This is a genomic window from Saccharothrix hoggarensis (assembly GCF_052936025.1).
In genome coordinates, this window is record NZ_CP193624.1 from 1,995,373 (window position 1) to 2,015,498 (window position 20,126).

13 protein-coding genes are annotated in these 20,126 nt (G+C 70.4%); 7 read left to right on the forward strand and 6 right to left on the reverse strand.

What is annotated here, in order from left to right; translation table 11 throughout:
* Positions 1 to 20 precede the first annotated feature (20 nt).
* Positions 21 to 1,367, forward strand: coding sequence for an ABC transporter substrate-binding protein (locus ACRAKH_RS09755; RefSeq protein WP_380721179.1), 1,347 nt, complete (start codon positions 21 to 23; stop codon positions 1,365 to 1,367).
* Between the two features lie 114 nt (positions 1,368 to 1,481).
* Here the strand turns inward: ACRAKH_RS09755 and ACRAKH_RS09760 are convergent, their stop codons facing one another.
* Genes ACRAKH_RS09760 through ACRAKH_RS09770 form a run of 3 tightly spaced genes read right to left on the reverse strand, consistent with a single transcriptional unit; the run spans position 1,482 to position 4,846 of the window.
* A complete protein-coding gene (locus ACRAKH_RS09760) occupies positions 1,482 to 1,679 on the reverse strand; it encodes a hypothetical protein (protein ID WP_380721182.1) in 198 nt (65 codons plus the stop codon).
* A 48-nt stretch (positions 1,680 to 1,727) separates the two neighbouring features.
* Complete coding sequence (locus ACRAKH_RS09765) at positions 1,728 to 3,086, reverse strand: DUF1501 domain-containing protein (RefSeq protein WP_380721185.1); 1,359 nt, start codon at positions 3,084 to 3,086, stop codon at positions 1,728 to 1,730.
* A gap of 11 nt (positions 3,087 to 3,097) precedes the next feature.
* Positions 3,098 to 4,846, reverse strand: coding sequence for a DUF1800 domain-containing protein (locus tag ACRAKH_RS09770; RefSeq protein WP_380721187.1), 1,749 nt, complete (start codon positions 4,844 to 4,846; stop codon positions 3,098 to 3,100).
* 903 nt (positions 4,847 to 5,749) lie between these two features.
* Between ACRAKH_RS09770 and ACRAKH_RS09775 the strand changes: the two genes are divergently transcribed.
* Positions 5,750 to 7,327 carry a sigma-70 family RNA polymerase sigma factor gene (locus tag ACRAKH_RS09775; RefSeq protein ID WP_380721190.1) on the forward strand — a complete coding sequence of 526 codons (1,578 nt, stop codon included), beginning with the start codon at positions 5,750 to 5,752 and terminating at the stop codon, positions 7,325 to 7,327.
* 85 nt (positions 7,328 to 7,412) lie between these two features.
* On the opposite strand, the gene ACRAKH_RS09780 is transcribed toward ACRAKH_RS09775, so the two are convergent.
* Positions 7,413 to 8,447, reverse strand: a complete 1,035-nt coding sequence (locus ACRAKH_RS09780; RefSeq protein ID WP_380721193.1) for a LacI family DNA-binding transcriptional regulator — start codon at positions 8,445 to 8,447, stop codon at positions 7,413 to 7,415.
* Between the two features lie 165 nt (positions 8,448 to 8,612).
* Between ACRAKH_RS09780 and ACRAKH_RS09785 the strand changes: the two genes are divergently transcribed.
* The 4 genes from ACRAKH_RS09785 (at position 8,613) to ACRAKH_RS09800 (ending at position 13,399) form a co-directional block, all read left to right on the forward strand.
* The gene (locus ACRAKH_RS09785; RefSeq protein ID WP_380721196.1) at positions 8,613 to 9,899 is read left to right on the forward strand and encodes an ABC transporter substrate-binding protein; all 1,287 of its coding nucleotides are present in this window, start codon (positions 8,613 to 8,615) and stop codon (positions 9,897 to 9,899) included.
* Between the two features lie 110 nt (positions 9,900 to 10,009).
* Entirely contained in the window at positions 10,010 to 10,957 is a 948-nt protein-coding gene (locus ACRAKH_RS09790; RefSeq protein WP_380721199.1) for a carbohydrate ABC transporter permease, read from the forward strand.
* 1 nt (position 10,958) lies between these two features.
* A complete protein-coding gene (locus ACRAKH_RS09795; protein ID WP_380721202.1) occupies positions 10,959 to 11,801 on the forward strand; it encodes a carbohydrate ABC transporter permease in 843 nt (280 codons plus the stop codon).
* A complete protein-coding gene (locus tag ACRAKH_RS09800; protein WP_380721205.1) occupies positions 11,798 to 13,399 on the forward strand; it encodes a glycoside hydrolase family 43 protein in 1,602 nt (533 codons plus the stop codon). Before ACRAKH_RS09795 ends, ACRAKH_RS09800 begins: the two co-directional genes overlap by 4 nt.
* A gap of 61 nt (positions 13,400 to 13,460) precedes the next feature.
* On the opposite strand, the gene ACRAKH_RS09805 is transcribed toward ACRAKH_RS09800, so the two are convergent.
* Entirely contained in the window at positions 13,461 to 14,504 is a 1,044-nt protein-coding gene (locus tag ACRAKH_RS09805; RefSeq protein ID WP_380721208.1) for a LacI family DNA-binding transcriptional regulator, read from the reverse strand.
* A gap of 247 nt (positions 14,505 to 14,751) precedes the next feature.
* Here ACRAKH_RS09805 and ACRAKH_RS09810 point away from each other — a divergent pair, with 247 nt between their 5' ends.
* A complete protein-coding gene (locus tag ACRAKH_RS09810) occupies positions 14,752 to 16,611 on the forward strand; it encodes a discoidin domain-containing protein (RefSeq protein WP_380721211.1) in 1,860 nt (619 codons plus the stop codon).
* 127 nt (positions 16,612 to 16,738) lie between these two features.
* Here ACRAKH_RS09810 and ACRAKH_RS09815 read toward each other — a convergent pair whose 3' ends face one another.
* Positions 16,739 to 19,606 carry an AbfB domain-containing protein gene (locus ACRAKH_RS09815; RefSeq protein ID WP_380721214.1) on the reverse strand — a complete coding sequence of 956 codons (2,868 nt, stop codon included), beginning with the start codon at positions 19,604 to 19,606 and terminating at the stop codon, positions 16,739 to 16,741.
* Between the last annotated feature and the right edge of the window lie 520 nt (positions 19,607 to 20,126).

Here is a 20,126-nt window from a genome sequence, read left to right on the forward strand (position 1 = left end):
GCCGCGAAAGGTCCTTTCCCATGTCACTCACCAAGCGCCGCTGGAAGGCGGCCGCCGCTCTGACGTTCGCGTTGGCCACAGCACTCGCAGGGTGCTCCTCCGGTGGCAACGGCACTGCGCAGGGCGGCGCCACCGGTACGCAGGAAGCGGTCGACGCGGCCCTGCGCGAAGGCGGCGAGATCACCTACTGGAGCTGGACCCCGTCCGCCAAGGCGCAGGTCGAGGCGTTCCAGAAGGAGTTCCCCAACGTCAAGGTCAACTACGTCAACGCCGGCACCGGCAACGACCACTACACCAAGCTCCAGAACGCCATCAAGGCCGGCTCCGGCGCACCCGACGTCGCCCAGGTCGAGTACCAGGCACTGCCGCAGTTCGCGCTCACCGGTTCGCTGGTCGACCTCGGCCAGTACGGCTTCAACGCCTTCGAGGACGACTACACCCCGTCCACGTGGAACTCGGTGAAGGTCGGCGGCGGGCTGTTCGGCCTGCCCCAGGACTCCGGCCCGATGGCCCTGTTCTACAACAAGCAGCTGTTCGACCAGCACGGCATCGCGGCGCCCACGACCTGGGCGGAGTACGTCGAGGCGGGCAAGAAGCTGCACGCCGCCGACCCGACCAAGTACATCACCAACGACACCGGTGAAGCGGGCTTCGCCAACAGCATGATCTGGCAGGCAGGCGGTCGGCCCTTCAAGACCGACGGCAAGTCGGTGACCATCAACCTCCAGGACGAGGGCACCAAGAAGTGGACCTCGGTCTGGAACCAGCTCGTGGAGCAGAAGCTGCTGGCGCCCATCCCCAGCTGGTCCGACGCCTGGTACAAGGCGCTGGGTGACGGCACGATCGCCAGCCTGGTGAGCGGCGCGTGGATGCCGGGCGTGCTGGAGTCGTCGGTCAAGGACGGCGCGGGCAAGTGGGCCGTCGCCCCGGTGCCCACCTACGACGGCGGAGCACCGGTCACCGGGGAGAACGGCGGCAGCACGCAGTCGGTCCTCAAGCAGAGCTCCAAGCCCGCGCTCGCGGCGGCCTTCGTGCGCTGGCTCAACAACGGCAACGGCGTCAAGCCGTTCGTGGACAGCGGCGGCTTCCCCGCCACCAAGGCCGACCTCGAGTCCCCGGCTTTCAAGGACGAGGAGACGCCCTACTTCGGCGGGCAGAAGGCCAACCAGATCCTCACCGCGGCCGCCGAACAGGTCTCGACCGGCTGGTCCTACCTGCCCTACCAGATCTACGCGAACACGATCTTCGGCGACACCGTCGGCAAGTCCTACGCAGGCGGCACCGCGATCGACCCCGGTCTGGCCGACTGGCAGAAGGCGCTCGTCGACTACGGCAACCAGCAGGGGTTCACCGTCAACGCCGGATGAGCGGGCGGCCGACCCGGCGCTCTCATCGCCGGATGCCCCGCCGCCGTCGTCACGAGGAAGTCTCCGGTACCCCTCGCACAGCTGTGCGAGGGGTACCGGCCTGCTCCAGGCCGATCAACTCCTCGGTGCCGGGGCGGTGCTGCCGCGCACGACGAGGTTGGTGGCCAGCTCGGCGCGGTGCGCGGCCGGCTTCTCGCATCCAGACGAGGCGCTCGCTCCGGCCGACCGGCTTTCACCGAAGTGCCGAGCGAAATCGACGACGTCGCTGCCTCTCACCAGGAACAGGCACAGGGCGGGCAGGGTCGACAGCACGACTGCGGCCCTGCCGGCCGTGTTCCTCCGGATCGCACCACTGGTGGCTCAGGTGAAGACGCCCAGGTTCTGCTGGGCGTGGTCGGGGAAGATGGTGTTGGTCGAGCCGAGTCCGAGCCGCTTGGTCAGCAACTCGCCGAGGACGTCGCGGTAGTCGTTGGCACCGGCCAGGTCGCCCTCGTCCAGCGCGTCGGCGGCCAGGCCCGGCCAGGCCCCGTGCACGCGTCCGCCGCGCAGGCCACCGCCCAGCAGCATCATCAGACCACCGCGGCCGTGGTCGAAGCCGGAACTGCCGTTGACCTCGACGCGACGGCCGAACTCGCTCATCAGCACGACGTTGACGTCGGCGAAGGCTGGGCCCAGCTCGGCGGCGAACGCGGCGAGGGCGGTGGACAGGTACGTGAGGTGGCTGTGCATGTCGCCCTTGTCGGGGGTGCCGATGTTGGTGTGCATGTCCCACCCGCCGACGTCGACCGAGGCCACCCGCAGGCCTGCCTTGGCCTTGATGAGCGTGGCGAGGTTCCTCATCTGCGCGGCGAACTCACCCTCGGGCCACGTGGCGGCCGAGGCTTCCGCCGCGCCGTCGAGCTCACGTGCGGCGGCGAGCATGGCGAGGGTTTCGGTCGTCTGCACCGCCTCGGGGTGGTCCAGACCGGTGTACAGGCCCTTCAACGCGGTCAACGACCGTTCCCGGACGCCTTCCCAGGTCGCGAGGTGGAGGTCCTTCAGGCTGTGCATGACGACCTTGGCCTCGCTCCCGATCATGGACCGCGGCACGGTTCCACCCTCGGCGACAGCGCGGAAGGTGGTGCCCGGACCGAGTTCGCCGAGGACCCGTTCCAACCAGCCGGTCCTCACCGACGGGCTGGCGGCGCCGCGTTCGATGCAGTCCGTCGCCTGGAAGTGGCTCCGGCTGATGTTGTCGCCGGACACCGCGTGGACGGCGGCCATCGTGCCGGCGTTCCACAGCGGGACGAGCGGGGCGAGAGCCGGGTGCAGGCCGAAGCGGTCGTCTCCGGCGAGGAGGGCACCCGGTCCGACCGCGACGTCACGGCGGGCGTCCAGGTAGTTGCGGTCGCCGCGCGGCACGACGACGGACAGCCCGTCCACACCGCCGCGCAGGAACACCATGATCAGCGTCTTGTCAGTGGTGTTCTGGGCGGCGAAGGACACCTTGGACGTCACGAGCTGGCTACCGAGCCCGGCCACCGCGACGGCGCCGGCGCCCGCCAGCAGCCGCCGGCGGGTGAAGCCGCGCCGCCACAGGTCGCGCTGACCGTCGAGCTCGGCGCCGACGGCTTCGGAGTGGAGGCGGACCGCGCCGTCCAGCACCGTCGGCCCGTGCCGGCGCATCTCGTCGATCGTGCGCTCGGGCACCGCGGGCGTCTGGGGAGGGTTCTGTTCCACGGGTCGTTCTCCTACCGCAGCGAGTGGTTGATCGAGTCGAGCATCAGGGCGGCCACCTCGGCGATGTGGCCGCCGAGCGGTGGCTCACCCACCGGGGCGTCGTCCTTCGCTTCGAGGTAGTCCAGCAACGCCTGCCGCTCGCTCGCGCGGAGTGGCTGGAACAGCAGTCGACGGGCGAGCGCGTCGAGGTATTCGCCGGTCGTCGCGGGCGGGTCCTCGACCAGGGATTCCGGTTTGCGGAAGGTGAGTCCCGGACGATGGCCGTGCACCAGGACGCGGTGCGCGTTCCACTGGCCGAGCGTGATGTGCGTCGACCGCCACGCGCCGGCCACGTCCGGGTAGCCGTCCGGGGAAGTCCAGCCGAGCGGCGCCTGCCCCAGCGGTCCCATGTCCCAGACGGAGAACGACTCCAGGCCCTTGCCCGTGGCATCACCGGGCAGCACGTCGAGGACGCGGGCCGTCGCCGTGTAGTTCTCCCCCGGTCGACGGAGCTTCTGCCCGGGGGCCGCCCAGAACTCCAGGGACCGGAACAGCACGCGCAGCACCGGGACGATGGCGGTGTCGTTGTCCAGGTACGCCTGGGCGAGCCGGTCCACCAGGGACTGCGGCGGGTTGTCCGACACGAACCGCACGGCGAGCTTGCCCGCGATGCGCCGGGCGGTGGCCGGCAGGCGTGCCAGGTGGTCGAGGTACCGGTCGCCGACCGCCAGGCCCTCGTCGGGTGAGGCGTTGGCGTCGGAGAAGCCGAGCGCGTGCACCTCGCCGACCCAGTGCTTGGCCGGGTCGTAGTGGAACTCGCCTTCCCAGGTGGCGGTCCGGCCGCTGAGGATGTAGGCGCTGTTGCGCACGTCCTCCTCGTTGTACCCGCCGTCGATGCCGACCGTGTGCAGTTCGAGCACCTCGCGGCCGTAGTTCTCGTTGACCGACTCGCGGTTGGACAGGGCGTTGCTCAGGTACCACAACATCGAAGGGCTGCGGGCACTGGCGCGCAGCAGGTCGGCGAACTTGCCGAGGGCGTGCTTGCGGATGACTTCCCGGTCGTGGAACACCGCGGTGTCCCAGGAGTCGCCGGGGATCGGGACGTGCAGGTGGTTGTGCCAGAACTCGACCATCACCTCGAGGAGCTGCCGCTTGCTCCACAACTGGCGGGCCAGCGTCGCGTCGCGCACCTCCACCATCGCGCTCCACGAGAACCGCTCGATGGTGGCGAGCAGCTCCGCCGTGGTCATCGACACCAGCGGGAATTTTTCCAGCACCCGGTCGGCGATCGGGTCGTCCAGCTCCTCGGGGCGGAGCTGCCGCTCGATCCAGTCGTCGATGCCGAGCTTCTCCACCTCCGCCACGTCAGCCGGGGTGGGCCCGAACGTCAGTCGTCGCAGCAGATGTAGCTTCGACTCCCCGGTCAACGGGGTCTTCACGACGTTCTCGGCCTGCGCGACCTCTTCGGCGGCCACCTTCGGGGACGCCGCGAGGCCCGCCGGTCCCGTGTACGCCTCCTCCGGAGCGACCGCCCGGCTGTAGCTGGTGTCGCGGTCGGCGAAACTCCCGGCGACCTTCGGCGCGTCGTCCACCGGACGCGAGGGGAGCGGTGCGGCACCGGGTGCGGTCGGCTGAGCGGCGCTGGGGGCGCTCCGTCGCTCGACCGCGTCGGAGACCGGCTGCGCGGTGTTCTCGGTGGTGGCCGGTTCGTCCTCGAGCAGGCCCTTGCCGAACCAGGACAGGCCGCCCGCGGCGAGCAGTCCGCCGATGCCCGCCATCATCCAGCGGCGGTTCGACTTCTCAGGCCGGGCGGATTTCGCGCTCTGGACGCGGCGCTCGGGTGCGGGCGCACCAGTCCGCAGGGGTGCGTCGGCGTCCGGCGTGCGGGCCTCGGACCGCCTGCCATCCGGATCGGATCGCGATGGCCGCGCGTCGGGTCGCTGTGGCCGCGCGTCGGGTCGCTGTGGCCGCGCGTCGGGTCGCTGTGGTCGCGCGTCGGGTCGCGGGCGCGCGTCGGGCTGCCGGACGCGCGGATCGGGTCGGCCGCCGTGTGCGTCGGCCCGCGGCTGGTCCTGTCGCGGTGGGTGTGGATCCGTCGGCCGCTGATGAGGATGAGATCGAGGGCCGCGTGGGTCGACCACCGGGAAACGCGGATCCGGCCGCCGAGCACGCGGGTCGGACTGCGGCGCCTGCCGCACGGGCGGCCGTGGCCCAGTGGGACGTCCCGCCGCGGGGTGTTGGCCCGGGGCCGGTGCGCCGGCGTGGTGGCCATCCGTCGCGGACGGGTCGGCTTCCCACGGTTCGGGCGGGTTTTGGTACGTCATCAGCGGCGTTCTCCAGCGGTCCATCGACGGTGGGGCGGGCCATGCGCACCCACAGCGGCGGGAAGCGCGGTGCGCGAGACCTCATCGGTGGAGACCACCCCGTGGGCACTCGGATAACAGAACGCCGGCTCCGCTCGGTGTGACGTGGACCGCAGTGGCGAAGTGTTATGGGCTGCCCGCTGTCCGGTGAGTGGCACCGGCACCGGTCGGACGCGCTGACCCTCCACTTGGGAGTGGGGTCGGAACCGCAAGCGTTGGGAGAGCGGGAGATTTCCGGACACCTGAGCGCTTGGCTCTGCGGTGGCGGTAGCCTTCGCCGTGATGCGGGCACACCCGCGGTGACGATGACGGAGGCGACCAGTGCGTGTGAGGGCGGTCGTGGACCTGCCGGGATCGGAGGTGATCCGGTCGGCACAGGCCGGTGACCCGCGGGCGGTCGAGCGGTTCGTCACCGGTTGTCTACCCCTGCTCTACAACGTCGTCGGCCGGGCGATGAACGGGCGGGGTGACGTGGACGACGTCGTGCAGGAGACGGTGCTGCGCGCCCTGGACGGCCTTCCCCGACTCCGCGACCCGGAGCGCCTGCGTTCCTGGTTGGTCGCGATCGCCATCCGCCAGGTGCGCTCGTGGTGGCACCACGACCAGCGACGGGAGAAGGTGGGCCTGCCCGAGGACGTCGACAACCTGGCCGACCGGCGCCTGGACTTCGCCGACCTCACGATCCTGCGCCTGGAGCTGTCGGGGCAGCGGGAGGAGGCGGTCCGGGCCACCCGCTGGCTGGACGACGAAGAACGCGAGGTGCTCGCGCTGTGGTGGCTGGAGGTCGCGGGCGAGCTGACCCGCGCGGACGTGGTGGCGGCCTGTGACGAACCCGCCCAGCACGTCGCGGTCCGCATCCAGCGGGTGAAGCAGCGCCTGGACACCGCGCGGGCCGTGGCCAGGGCACTGGCCGCCGTACCCCGTTGCAGGGAGTTGGCGGAAGAGGCCCGGAGCTGGGACGGCACGCCGTCGGCCCGGTGGCGCAAGCGGCTGGGACGCCACGTCCGGTCGTGCGGGCAGTGCACGTCCGACTTGATGCCGCTGGAAGGCCTGGTGGGCAACCTCGCGCTCGTCCCGTTGCCGATCGGCCTGGCCGGACTCGTCCTGCACCAACTGGCCTCGACCGCGGCCACCGGAGCGGCGGCGGCCACGACCTCCGCCGCCGCTACAGCAGGCGGGGTGTCCCTGAAAGCGCTGGCGGCGGCGGCAGCGGCGGCGGTGACGACGGTCGCTGCCATCGTGGTGCACCACTACACGCAGCCGACGGAGTCGGAGGAGCGCCAGGTCGCGCTGTCGACCGTCCACACACCGCCGGGGTCGGACGCCGGGACTCGGGCAGCGCCGGAGTCCACCACAGTCGGACGGACGACCGTGACGCCGGCCGACCTCCCGCCGACGACGAGCCCGGTGTCGTCGCAGGGCCGACCGACCGACGCCCAGCCCGCGCAGGTCCGGACATCCGGCAAAGCCCTGGCGCTCGGCCGCTTCTCGCTGCGTGCGGCGAGCGGCGAGCGGTACCTGCACCGGAATCCGTGGAACAAGTACGCCGCGATGGGGGAGATCTCGGCCGACAGCGACGCCACGGCCAGGCAGGAGGCCACCTTCACCGTCGTCAGCGGGCTGGCGGACCCCGCGTGCTACTCGTTCCGCGCCCCGGACGGCGACTACCTCCGGCACTACGTGATGCGCGTGGAGATCGGGCCTGACGACGGCACCACCCAATTCGCGGAGGACTCGACCTTCTGCGCCCATCCCGGGCACGGGGAGCAGGCGGTGGCGCTCGAACCGATCAACTTCCCCGGCCACCTCCTGCGCGGCAGGCCCGACGCTGAGGTGTGGATCGATCACGGCGAAGCAACCGGAGAATCCTCGTTCTTCGTCGTCGATCCCCTCGGGTGACCTGACGTGCCGATGAGGAGGCCGGCTCCGGGGCTGCACACCACACGTCCGGATGACGTTCGCCCGGCCGGGCCGAGCAGGCCGATCAGCTCCTCCGTGCCGGGGCGGTGCTGCCGCGCACGACGAGGTTGGTGGCCAGCTCGGCGCGGTGCGCGGCCAGCTTCTCGCCCTTGATCAGCGAGATCAGCATGCGGGTCGCGAGGGCGCCCATGTCGCGCAGCGGCTGGCGCACGGTGGTCAGCGGGGGCGCGGTCCACGGTGCGAAGGGCAGGTCGTCGAACCCGACCACGCTGACGTCGTCGGGTACGCGGAGCCTGCGCTCGTGCAGCGCCTGGTACGCGCCGAGGGCCTGCAGGTCGCTGCCCGCGAAGATGCCGGTCGGCGGGGTGGGCAGCTCCAGCAACGCCTTGGTGTGCAGGTAACCCTGCTCGTGGCGGAAGTCGCCGTAGCGCACCAGGCGCGGGTCGTAGGGGAGTCCGGCGACGTCCAGGGCGTCGCGGTACCCGGCGACGCGGGCCTTGGTGCACATCATCTGCTTCGGGCCGCCGATCACCCCGATGCGCTGGTGGCCCAGCGAGACCAGGTGCTGGACAGCCGCGTAGCCGCCATGCCAGTTGGTCGCGCCGACCGAGTGCGCCGTCGGGTCCTGGCGACCCACGGCGTCGACGATGACGAACGGGACGTTGAGCCGGTTCAGCTCCGTGCGCTGCCGGGCGTTGAGGTCCGACAGCACCAGGATCACGCCGCGCGTCCCGCGGGTGGTCAGCGACTCCAGCCAACCCTTGTCCGGCGTCGGCGCGGTGTGCACGGCGGTGAGCACCAGGTGCATCCCGTGCTCGCGGGCGACCTCCTCCGTGCCGCTGAGGATCTCCGTGGCCCATGAGCTGTCCAGCTCGTTGATCACCAGGTCGAGCAGCGCGGCGCGGGTGCGGCGGGGCTTGGGCGTGGCCTTCGGCGGTCGCTGGTAGCCCTCTTCCAGCACGATCCGCTCGACGTGCTCACGGGTGCTCGCGGACACGTCGCGGTGCCCGTTGAGGACCTTCGAGACCGTCGGCACCGACACCCCGGCCAGCTCCGCGATGTGCGCCAACGTGGGCTTCGCGCCCGTTTCCCTCGTCACCCCGCCAATCTAACGTTCCGGTCAAGCGGTGGGTTTCGTACTTCTGACCTGCGAGTTTTCGAAGAGGTTTCGAAAAGTAGTGATGTTTCGGAGGCGAAACCTTGTTCTTTGCGAAACCGCGTTCCTAGCGTGACGCCGCACCTAGCAACGCCGGAGGAACCGATCATGGGTCAACGCAGACACCGCCTCGCCGTCGCCGCCGCGACGGCACTGCTCGCCTTCACCACCGCCTGCGGCACCGCCGCCGAGGAGAGCAGCGGCCCGGTGGAGCTGACGTTCTGGACCTTCCTGGACAACAGCGCCGAGGTCGAGATCTGGAACAGCAAGAACCCCGACACGAAGGTCAAGGCGGAGAAGGTTCCCGCCCAGGACTACTACGCCAAGCTCCAGGCCGCGGTGAAGGCCGGGAACGCCCCGGACATCGCCCTGGTCGAGTACCAGTTCGTGCCGTCCATGATCGCCTGCGACTGCCTGGCGGACCTCACCGGCAAGGTGGGGCGCGACCTCGGGGAGCGGTTCCCCGACTGGGTCTGGAACCAGGTCAACCAGCAGGGCAAGGTCTACGGCGTCCCCCAGGACATCGCGCCGATGGCGTTGTTCTACCGCACCGATGTCTTCTCCGAGCACCGCCTCACCGTGCCGAAGACCTGGGACGAGTACGCCGAGCAGGCCGAGAAGCTGCACTCCGCCGATCCGTCGAAGTACCTGGCCACCTTCGCCACCAACGAGGCGGGCCAGTGGGCCGGCCTGGCCTGGCAGGCGGGCGCGCGCTGGTTCGGCACCGAGGGCGACCAGTGGACGGTGTCGATGAACCCGCCGCAGTCGCAGCGCGTCGCCGACCTGTGGCAGGACCTGATCAGCCGTGACCTGGTCAAGGCCGAGCCGGACTTCAGCACCGGCTGGGTGTCCGACCTGACCAGCGGCACCGTCGCCTCCTGGGTGGCGCCCGTGTGGGCGGGCTCGTACCTGAAGGGCAGCATGGCCGCGAGCGCCGGCAAGTGGGCCGTCGCGCCGATGCCGCAGTGGGACCCCGCCAAGCCGCAGGTCGGCAACTGGGGTGGTTCGGCGATCTCGGTGACCAGCAGCAGTAAGCACGTCGACCGGGCCGCGAAGTTCGTGGAGTGGCTCAACACCGACCAGCAGTCGCTGAACTCGCTGATCTCCAAGTCGTCGATCTTCCCGGCGGCCAAGTCGGGCCTGCTGGACCCGTCGTTCGCCAAGCCGCAGGAGTTCTACGGCGGTCAGAAGATCTACGAGGTGTTCAGCGAGGCCGCGAAGCAGATCGACCCGAACTTCGCCTGGGGTCCGACGATGACGAGCACGTTCCCCGCCTTCACCGATGAGTTCGGCAAGGTCGCCAACGGCGAGCAGACCGTGCCGGAGGCGTTGGCCGCCCTCCAGCGGCGCACTGTCGAGGACATGGGCAAGCAGGGCTTCACCGTCCGCGGCTGACTCCAGGCGCACCGCTTCCGCCCGGTGCCGCCGCCTCCCGCGCGGCACCGGGCGGACCCCACCCCGAGAGGCCCACCCCGAACGAGGCCTACCCCGAAAGAGGCAACTCCGTGACCACGCTCGCCCCGCCGCGGGCGGACCGGCCCACCAGGCCGCCGACCACCGCACCGAGGCGCCGACGCCGCCGCAGCGTCGCGCCGCTGTTGTTCCTGCTGCCCTTCGCGCTGTGCTTCACCGCGTTCTTCCTCGTCCCGATCGGAGTGGCGGTCTGGCAGAGCCTGTTCCAACCGCGCCGCAGCGGGCTGCTCGGCAAGACGACCGAGGTGTTCGTCGGGGTGACCAACTACCTCGACGTGTTCGCCGACCCGAAGTTCCACGAGGGTTTGCTGCGCGTCGTGGCGTACGCGGTGCTGACCATTCCGCTGATCATGGTCACCGCCACCGTGGTGGCACTGCTGCTGGACTCGGCGCTCGTGCGGGCCCGCAAGCTGTTCCGGCTGCTGGTGTTCCTGCCGTACGCGGTCCCGGCGGTGATCGCGACACTGCTGTGGGGCTTCTTCTACCAGCCGCAGTTCAGCCCGATCGTGCGCACCTTCGACGCGTTCGACTGGGCCGGCCCCGACTTCCTCAACGGCACGGCGGTGCTGCTGTCGATGACCAACATCGCCGCCTGGGAGTGGATCGGTTACAACATGATCATCGTGCTGGCCGCGTTGCAGGCCATCCCGACCAGCGTGCACGAGGCCGCCAAGCTGGACGGGTGCGGCGAACTGGCCATCGCGGTGCGGGTGAAGCTGCCGATGGTGCTGCCCGCCATCGGGTTGAGCCTGCTGTTCTCCCTGATCGGCGCGTTCCAGTTCTTCAACGAGCCCGCCATCCTCAAGCCGCTGTCGGCGACGATCACCAGCTACTACACGCCGAACGTCTACGCCTACCAGAAGGCGTTCGCCGAGGGGCAGTCCGGCTACGCGGGCGCGATCGCCGTGACGCTGGCCCTGGTGACGTTCCTGTTCAGCCTCTACTTCCTGCGGCTGGGCCGCAGGCGCGGGGTGATCTGACATGACCAGGCTCAAGACCCTGCCCGCGCACGTCGTGCTCGTGGTCGCCTCCGCCTACTTCGTGCTGCCGCTGGTGTGGCTGGTGATCTCGGCGACCAAGGGACGCGACGAGCTGTTCACCACGTTCGGGTTCGCCCTGCCGGAGAAGTTCGCGCTGGTGGACAACGTCCGCCAGACCTTGTCCTACGAGAACGGCATCTACCTGCGGTGGACGGCCAACACGCTGCTGTACGCGGGCGGGGGAGCGCTCGGTGCGACCGCGCTGGCCGCGATGGCCGGCTACGCCCTGGCGAAGTACTCCTTCCGCGGCTCCGGCCTGATCTCGTGGGTGATCATCGGCGCGGTGCTGGTCCCGGTGACCGCGTTGGCGCTGCCGCTGTACTTCCTCATGTCCGAGGTGGGGTTGCAGAACACGCCGTGGGCGGTGCTGCTGCCCAGCCTGGTCTCCCCGATGGGCGTCTACCTGTGCCGCCTGTACGCGATCTCCTCGGTGCCCGACGAGGTGCTGGAGGCCGCGCGGATGGACGGCGCGTCGGAGTGGCGGGTGTTCCGCACGGTGGTGCTGAGGATCATGTCGCCGATCCTGGTGACGGTGTTCCTGTTCCAGTTCGTGGCGATCTGGAACAACTTCTTCCTGCCGCTCGTCATGCTCAACTCGCGCGAGCTGTTCCCGCTGACCCTCGGCTTGCAGGACTGGAACACCCAGCCGCAGGTCGGCAACCAGGTCATCTTCCACCTCGTGGTGACCGGCGCGTTCCTCGCCGTGCTGCCGCTGGTGGTCTGCTTCCTGCTGCTGCAACGCCACTGGCGGCAGGGCCTGGCGCAGGGGAGCGTGGTCGCGTGATCACCACCCCGCGCACGGGCCTGCGGGTGGCGCACAACCCGGTGCTGCCCGGCTTCCACCCCGACCCCTCGATCATCCGCGTGGACGGCGCGTTCGTCGTGGCGACGTCGACCTTCCAGTGGTTCCCCGGTGTCGCGCTGCACCGCAGCACCGACCTGGTCACCTGGGAGCGCCTGCCGCACCCGCTGACCCGGCACGCGCAGCTGGACCTGCGCGGCGTCCCGGACTCCGGCGGGGTGTGGGCGCCCTGCCTGTCCCAGGTGGACGGTGTCTTCCACCTCGTCTACACCAACGTGCTGGGCTACAACGTCGACGGCTTCTACGACACGCCGAACTTCCACGTGCAGTCGTCGTCGTTGCACGGTCCGTGGTCCGACCCGGTGCCGCTGCACTCGCGCGGCTTCGACCCGTCGTTGTTCCACCACGACGGCAGGTCGTGGCTGTTGTCGATGCAGTGGGACCACCGGCCGGGGCGCCTCCGGTTCGCGGGCATCCTGCTCCAGGAGTTCGACCGGGCCACCCGGACCCTGGTCGGCGAACCGGAGCTGATCTTCACCGGCACGGACCTCGGCTTGACGGAGGGGCCGCACCTGTACCACCGCGACGGCTGGTTCTACCTGGTCGTCGCCGAGGGCGGCACGAGCTGGAACCACGCGGTCACGGTCGCCCGGTCGCGGTCGCTGACCGGACCCTACGCGGCCGACCCGACCGGGCCGATGCTGACCAGCGCCGGACGGCCCGGGCTGGAGCTGCGGAAGGCGGGACACGGCAGCCTGGTCGCGGACGAGGACGACCGCTGGTTCCTCGCCCACCTGGTCGGCCGCCCGGTCGACGGCGCCGGGCACTGCATGCTGGGCCGGGAGACCGCGATCCAGCGCGTGGACTGGGTGGACGGCTGGCCGCGGGTGGTCGGGGGAACGCCGGCCACGTCGGTGCCCGTGCCCGAGGACTACCCGCCGACCGAAGCCGCGACCGCCCCTCTCACCGACCTCGGCCCGGAGTGGCAGACCGTGCGCCGCGCGCCCGACCCGTCGTGGCTGTCGGTGACCGAGCGTCCCGGCGCGGTGCGCTTGCGCGCCGACCAGTCGCCCGCCAGCCGGCACGACGTGAGCCTGCTCGCCCGCCGCCAGCAGGCCACGACCACGGCGTTCACCGTCACGATCGAGGCCGAGCCGACGCACTTCCAGCAGATGGCGGGCCTGATCCACTACTACGACTCGGCGCTGTGGCACTGGCTCCAGCTCACCCACGACGAGCGGGTCGGTCGCTGCCTGACGGTGCTGTCGTGCGACCACGGCACGCTCACCGACCCGCTGGCCGGCGCGGTCGTGCCCTGGCCGCACGCTGGACCTGTCCGGCTGCGCGCCGAGGTCGAGGGCACCGAGCTGCGCTTCTCGGCCGCCCGGCTCGACGGGCCGTGGCAGCGCGTCGGCCCGTCGCTCGACGCCAGCACCCTGTCCGACGAGCACGCCGCCCGCTCCGCCGTCGCGGGCGGCACGGGCACCGCCGTGGAGGGGTTCACCGGCGCGTTCCTCGGTGTCTGCGCCACCGACCTCACCGGTCGTCGCATGGTCTGCGACGTCCTGGACGCCGGCTGACGCCCTGCCGGTTCCCGCTGGAGGGCGGGTGGTCGACACGTCGACCACCCGCCCTCCCCGTTCACCTCATCCGGGTGCCACCGGCCGTCGGCGGTGGCGGACCGGTGCTCTCCCGCACGACGAGTTCGGTGGTCAGCTCGACGTGCGATGACGCGACCTGCTCGCCGTTGACGGCGCGCAGCAGCATGCGGGCGGCGGTGGCGCCCATCTCGTGCAGCGGCTGGCGGACGGTGGTCAGCGGCGGCGCCGTCCACTCGGCGAAGTCGAGGTCGTCGAAGCCCACGACGCTGAGGTCGCCGGGGACGCTCAGGCCGGCCCGCCGGGCCGCCTCGTAGACGCCGACGGCGTGCTGGTCGCTGCCCGCGAACACCGCGGACGGGCGGTCGGGGAGCGCGAGCAGCGCTTCGGCGGCGCTCAGGCCGCCGTCCCGGTGGAAGTTGCCGTACCGGATCAGCTGCCGCTCGACCGGGATGCCGGCGGCCTCCAGCGCGGCGCGGTACCCGGCGACGCGGGCCCGGGTGCACAGGAGCTGCTCGGGCCCGCCGATGACGGCGATGCGCCGGTGGCCCAGCGCGGTGAGGTGCTCGGTCGCGGCGTAGCCGCCGGCGTGGTTCGTGACGCCGATCGACGGCACGCCCGGCAGCGGCCGGTCCACCGCGTCGACCACCACGAACGGCAGGTTGCGCCGACGCAGGTCCTGGATGTCGCGGTCACCGAGTTCCGACAGGACCAGGATCACGCCCCGGGAGCCGCGGGCGAGCAGCGACTCGACCCAGCGGCGGGTGAGCGACTGCCGGTTGTGCAGGGCGGTGACGACGAGCCACAGGCCGGCTTCCTCGACCACCTGTTCGACGGCGTTCAGGATGGACAGGCCCCACACGCTGTCGAGTTCGTTGATGACCAGGTCGACCAGCTCGATGCGCCGGCGGCGGCCGCTGCGGGCCGCGCGGGGCAGTTGGTAGCCGCGCCGGGCGATCACGCGTTCGACCGCTTGCCGGGTCTTGACGGAGACGTCGGTGTGCCCGTTGAGCACCTTCGAGACCGTGGAGACGGCGACCTGCGCTTCCTTCGCGATCTCGGCCATCGTCGGTCTGCTGCTGGACATTCCGCCTTACCCGTGGTCGGTCTGCCGCCGCATCCGCACCGCCGCCCTGCCGCTGACGGTGCGAGGGGGCGGGCCGCGCCGGTGCCCAAGTCTGTGTCATCCGCTATGCGCTGGTCAATCGCACACACGCTGTGCTCGATCACCTACAGGCGGCGAACCGGTTAAGTCGTCGTTTCGAAAACTCTTCGGCCTCGCGAACGGCGTTCATATCGTGCACAGGCCCGTACCCAAGCAGAGAGGATCCGAGGTGAGCAGACGACGCAGTCTGGCCATGGCCTTGGCCGGCGCAACGCTCGTCGGTGGCGCGATCACGGCCGTCCCCGGCCACGCGGCGACCCCGGCGAAGTTCGAGCCGCCCGCCGGCAAGGTGATCTCGTTCATCGGCCAGGACGCGGGCGCCATCGGTGGAACCGCCCACTACCGGAACGGCTACGTCGACACGACGGGGATCGTGCCCGGTGGCGTCACCGTCTACACCAACTTCCAGGTGGGGCGGGAGTCGTGGGGCCTGCACACCGTCGGTCTGGACGGGTTGGAGGAGCCGTCCAACTGGGGATCCGGTGACTCCCACGCCCAGGGTCTCATGAACTCGCCGACCTTCGACAACTCCGCGCTGCACCTCTCGCTGGACCTCGTCAACGAGCTGCCGAACGTGGTGAACGGCGTCAACGACCCGCTCATCAAGCGCATGGGCGACTGGATGCGCAAGCAGGACCGCCCCATCTTCCTGCGGATCGGCTACGAGTTCAACGGGCCGTGGAACGGCTACGACCCCGCGCTCTACATCGCGTCGTTCCGGCGGATCGTGGACCGCTTGAAGGCGGACGGCGTCACCAACTTCGCCACCGTCTGGGCGTCCGCCGCTGGTGGCGACCGGTTGATGGACTGGTACCCCGGTGACGACTACGTCGACTGGTTCGGGTTCTCGTGCTGGGGCTGCAACTGGGACGTCGGGATGGTCGCCCTCGCCGCCGAGCACGGCAACAAGCCGGTGATGATCGCGGAGGTGTCCCCGCAGGGACGTCGCACCGACCGCGAGGACGGCGCCGCGCTGTGGTCGTCCTGGTACGAGGGGTTCTTCAGGTTCATCCGCGACAACCCCAGCATCAAGGCCGTCGCCTACATCAACACCGACTGGGACGCGCAGCCGATGTGGGAGAGCAGCTCCGGTTCCGTGTGGGGCAACTCGCGGGTGCAGGACAACCCCTACATCGCGGACCGGTGGAAGGCCGAGATGGCCAACGGCACGTGGTTGCAGTCCTCTCCGACGCTGTTCCAGACCCTCGGCTACACGAGGCGCGGCGTCACGACCGATCCCGCGCCGCCGGCGCGTCCGGCGGGCACGATCGAGGTCGAGAGCTGGGTCCCGACCGGCGGCGCCCGCGTCGCGCCCGACGGCAACGCCTCGGGTGGCAACGTGCTCGCCTACGTCAACACCTACCTCAGCGGCGCGATGCTCCGCAACGCGCCCAGGGCGACGTCGGTGACGTTGCGGTACGCGGCCCCCGCGGCGGGCACCATCACCCTCTACGTCAACGACCAGCCGATCAAGATCCCGTTCGCGTCCACGTACTCCTGGAACGCGTTCGGCACCGTGACCGTGGACGTCGACATCCCGGCGGGGTCCTTCCTGCGGCTCCAGCAGAAGCAGGGTGACAGCGGCGTCAACCTCGACGCGATGACCTTCACCGACACGGCAGGCAGCCCGCTGAACCGGGCCGGCTGGCACGCCTGGGCCTCGAGCACCGAGCCCGGCGGCAGCGCGAACGCGGCCATCGACGGAGACCTCGGCACCCGCTGGTCGTCCGGCGCCGTCCAGCAGCCCTCCGCCATGCAGTACCTCGCCGTGAACACCGGCGCGCCGCACCAGGTCCGCAAGGTCGTCCTCGACGCCGGCGCCTCCAGCGGCGACTACCCCCGGATCTGGGAGGTCACCGGCTCGAACGACGGCCAGACCTGGACCGTCCTCGCCTCCGGCTCCGGCACCGGACCGGTCACCACCATCACGCTCCCGGCCGGCCAGTCCTACCAGCTGTTCGGCATCAACCAACGCGGCAGCGCGCCTGCCAACTGGTGGTCCATCGCCGAGCTGAACCTCTACCCGTGACCTGGCGCGGCGTCCGAGTCGTGCACGAGCGCGAGGAGATCTTGTGAGGACCGGAGGACCACGCCGCAGTGGAGGGGTGAGGTGCGGCAACGGACCGCACCTCACCCCTCCGGGGATCAGGTTCGTGCTACGGCGCCCACGGGGAGCTCACCGTCCAGGTGCTGTCCCGGCCCCACCCGCTCGGGTCGTCGTAGTGCTGTCCGCCCTTGCCGTGGGAGATCCAGACCTCGTTGCCGACGGCGCGGAGGTAGCGGTCGGTGAAGTTGATCGACTGCCACGACACGCCGTCGCCCCCGTTGCCGGGCTGGGCGCAGAACGTGGAGTCGGCCCCGAACAGCGGCGAGCCGTCGTTGGCGGCCAGCTCGACGCGGAATCCCCGGTGCCGCAGGTAGTGGTCGGGGAAGTTGCGCGAGCGCAACGAGTAGCAGGACGAGTCGGCGTGGCCGGGCACGATGTCGAACGTCGCGTCCTGCTTGTCGAGCTCGGGCGACGATCCGGTGATGGCGCTGACGAACCCCGCGTTCGAGCTGTGCCGCAGGAACTGGTCCGAGGTTCCGGCCACCTTCAGCGACACGCGCCCCGGGGACACGTCCGCGCGGCTGCGCCACCACCCGTCGGCGATCCTCCACGTGGTGTCGGCGGCCCAGTTCGCCGGGTCGTCCGAGGGCAGCGGCCCGCCGTTGCCCGCCAGCCAGACCTCGTTGTCGTAGGTGCGCAGGAAGCGGTTTCGGTCCGGGTACCAGCTGAAGGACACCTCGCTCCCGCTGTTGCCGTAGGTCGCGCAGAACGTCGCCTCCTGGGCGAACGCGGTGCTGCCGTCGCCCGCGTCCTGGCGGACCCTGGCCTGGCTGCCCCGCAGGTAGTGGCCGGGGGACTGCCGGGACTCGAACGAGTAGCAGTTCGGGTCGGCCAGGCCGCGCCGCAGGATGAACGTCGCGGCGAGCTTGGTCGGGCTGTCGGAGGTGGCCGTCACCGGGGACGTGACCGCGAGGTCGTCCCGGGGGGTCAGGGTCCGGTCGGGCCCTGCCGTGGTGCGCAGCGAAACGCTGCGGTCCGTGGCCAGGAGCGGCGACGCGGTGCTCTTGGTCGTCAGCGTCAGCACGGTCATCGAGTTGGCCGGGAACGTGTGGACGAAGCTGCGGCCGGCCTTGACCTGGGACTCGGTCGGCGCCACGGTGTCGGGCGCGGTGATCGAGTTGCGGGCGTTCGGGTCCCCGGTCAGCGTCTTCACCGCGGCCTTGGAGCCGACGGTGCGCGCCCCCTTCACGTTGACCTGAGTCTCCACGGGGGCCGCGTGGCGGTTGACGACCGTGAGGTACACCGTGCCGTCGGCCTCGCGCGTGGCGACCTGGTCGAGCTTGGTCCCGGTCAGCGTGCTGGGCACGACGTGGTCACCGGTGCCCTCGCCGAACATCTTCACCACGTGGTACGACGGCGAGCCGTAGGACGACACCGCGTTGAATCCGATCATGTTCGACGACCACTGCCACTTGTCGACGGAGGTCAGCGCGGGCGCGTAGGCCGAGCCGAGCACCACGTCCGAGTTGCGGACCGTGCCGGCCAGGAACACCGCCTCGGCCAGCGCGCCCGACAGCGTGCCGGTCGGGTTGGACCCGCTGCCGTTCGTGACGCCGTACTCGCCGACCAGGACCTTCGGCCCGTTGCGGTCGGCGCTGTCGTAGCGGCTGCCCAGCGCGGCGAAGGCGTCGGGATTCCCGTTGTAGTAGTGGTCGTCGATCACGTCCATCGGCCGGGAGGTGACCCCCATCGACGCGATGATCTGCAGGTGCGGGTACCGCGCCTTGATGGCGTCGTAGAACATCGGGTAGCGGTAGGTGTTGTAGCTGGGCGTCGGGTCGAACCAGTCCTCGTTGCCGATCTCGACGTACTTCAGCGGGAAGGGTTCGGGGTGCCCGTCCTCGGCCCGCTTGGCCCCCCACGGGGTGCTGACGTCGCCGATGACGTACTCGATCTGGTCCAGCGCCTCCTGCACGTACGGCGCGAGCTGGTCCTGCGGCACGGCCTGACCGTTGAGCGTGTAGCCGGCGAAGACGCCGAGGATCGGTTCGGCACCGGCCTGCTCGGCCATCTCCAGGTAGCTCAGCAGCCCGAACTGGTCGGTGGACCAGTAGCCCCAGGCGTCGTTCTGGTGGCCTGGCCGGTCCTCGACCTTGCCGATGGTCTCCTTCCACTTGAAGCGGTTCTCCAGCACGACGCCTTCGAGGTAGTTGCCGCCGGGCACCCGGATGAAGCCGGGCTTGGTGTCGGCGAGCTTCTGCTGGAGGTCCTTGCGGATGCCGCCGGTGGGCGCGAACGTCGGCCCGAGCACCCGCACCACGTTGAGCCACACCGACTTGCCCGCGTTGTGCCCGGTGGTGGTGACGACGAACCTGTTGTCCGTGGAGACCGGGGCCGACGCCCCGGTGTTCAGGGTGGCGGTGAACTCACGCCACTCGGGCGCGACCCCGGTGACGGTGGTCTCCGCGTGCACCGCGCCCGCGGTCGACTCCAGCGACAACGTCAGCGGACCGGTCAGACCGGCCGACGCGCGTGCCCAGAAGGACACCTGGTAGGCCGTGTTCGGGCGGACACCGATGCCGTAGAAGCCGGAGTTCGCGGCTCCTGCCCGCTGCGCGGGGTCGTCGTCCGTGACGTCGATGCGCAAGGAACGGGCATTGGCCGGGTTCAACGGCGTCGCGTCGTCACCGCTGATGGTTCCCCCGCCCACGGCGGACCAGTGCGACGGCGGGTTCGCGTTGCCGTTCTCCTTCATGGTGCTGTTGCGCACCACGTTCGCGCTCAGGCCGCCTTCGACGGAGTGGTTGATGTCCTCCACGATGTGCCCGAACTGGTAGTCGTTCACCGCCGACGTCGTGTGGGCGACGTCGACGTCGAGGGTGGCGGAGGGAGCGGCTTGCGCGGTGGGGGCGACGCTCAACGCCGCCGTGACCGCCAAGGCCGAGGCGACCGAGAGCAATCGACTGGGAAACCGCATGGGAGCACTCGATTCTGGAGCTGGACACGACAGACCGACCGTGCGGCCGGTAAGCGGCCGGCGGTCTCTTTCAGCGGTGCCGTGATCTGGCCGAGCCGTCTCCGACGGGTCGGCACAGGTACGGGTCGGTCCTGTGTGGACAGTGAAGGTGTGGCTGAACGGCCTGGTCGGAGCCACCGTTGTTCGCGAAGGCGACCGCCCCGAAGCGCTCGAAGACGGCCGGACTCGACGCGCCGTGGTGCCGCGTCGGAATGCCGCCGCGACGTCGACGCGGGCGCGAATGGGTTACCCTGAATGCCCGTTGTTCACATGGACCATTCGGGTTCCCTGGGCGCAATGAGCACGAGAAACCCACCTTCTTCGTTGATGGCTGGCTCGCAGGCTGGTCCGAATCTAGCCAGGGTTGTCGTGAGCCGTCAACAGTAGTTATCGCTCACAGCGGCACGGTGATCTTCGGAAGTAGTCGGTGGGCAACCATCTTCTTAGGTATGTCCAGGTCACGGTGCTGCAGCGCCGACTG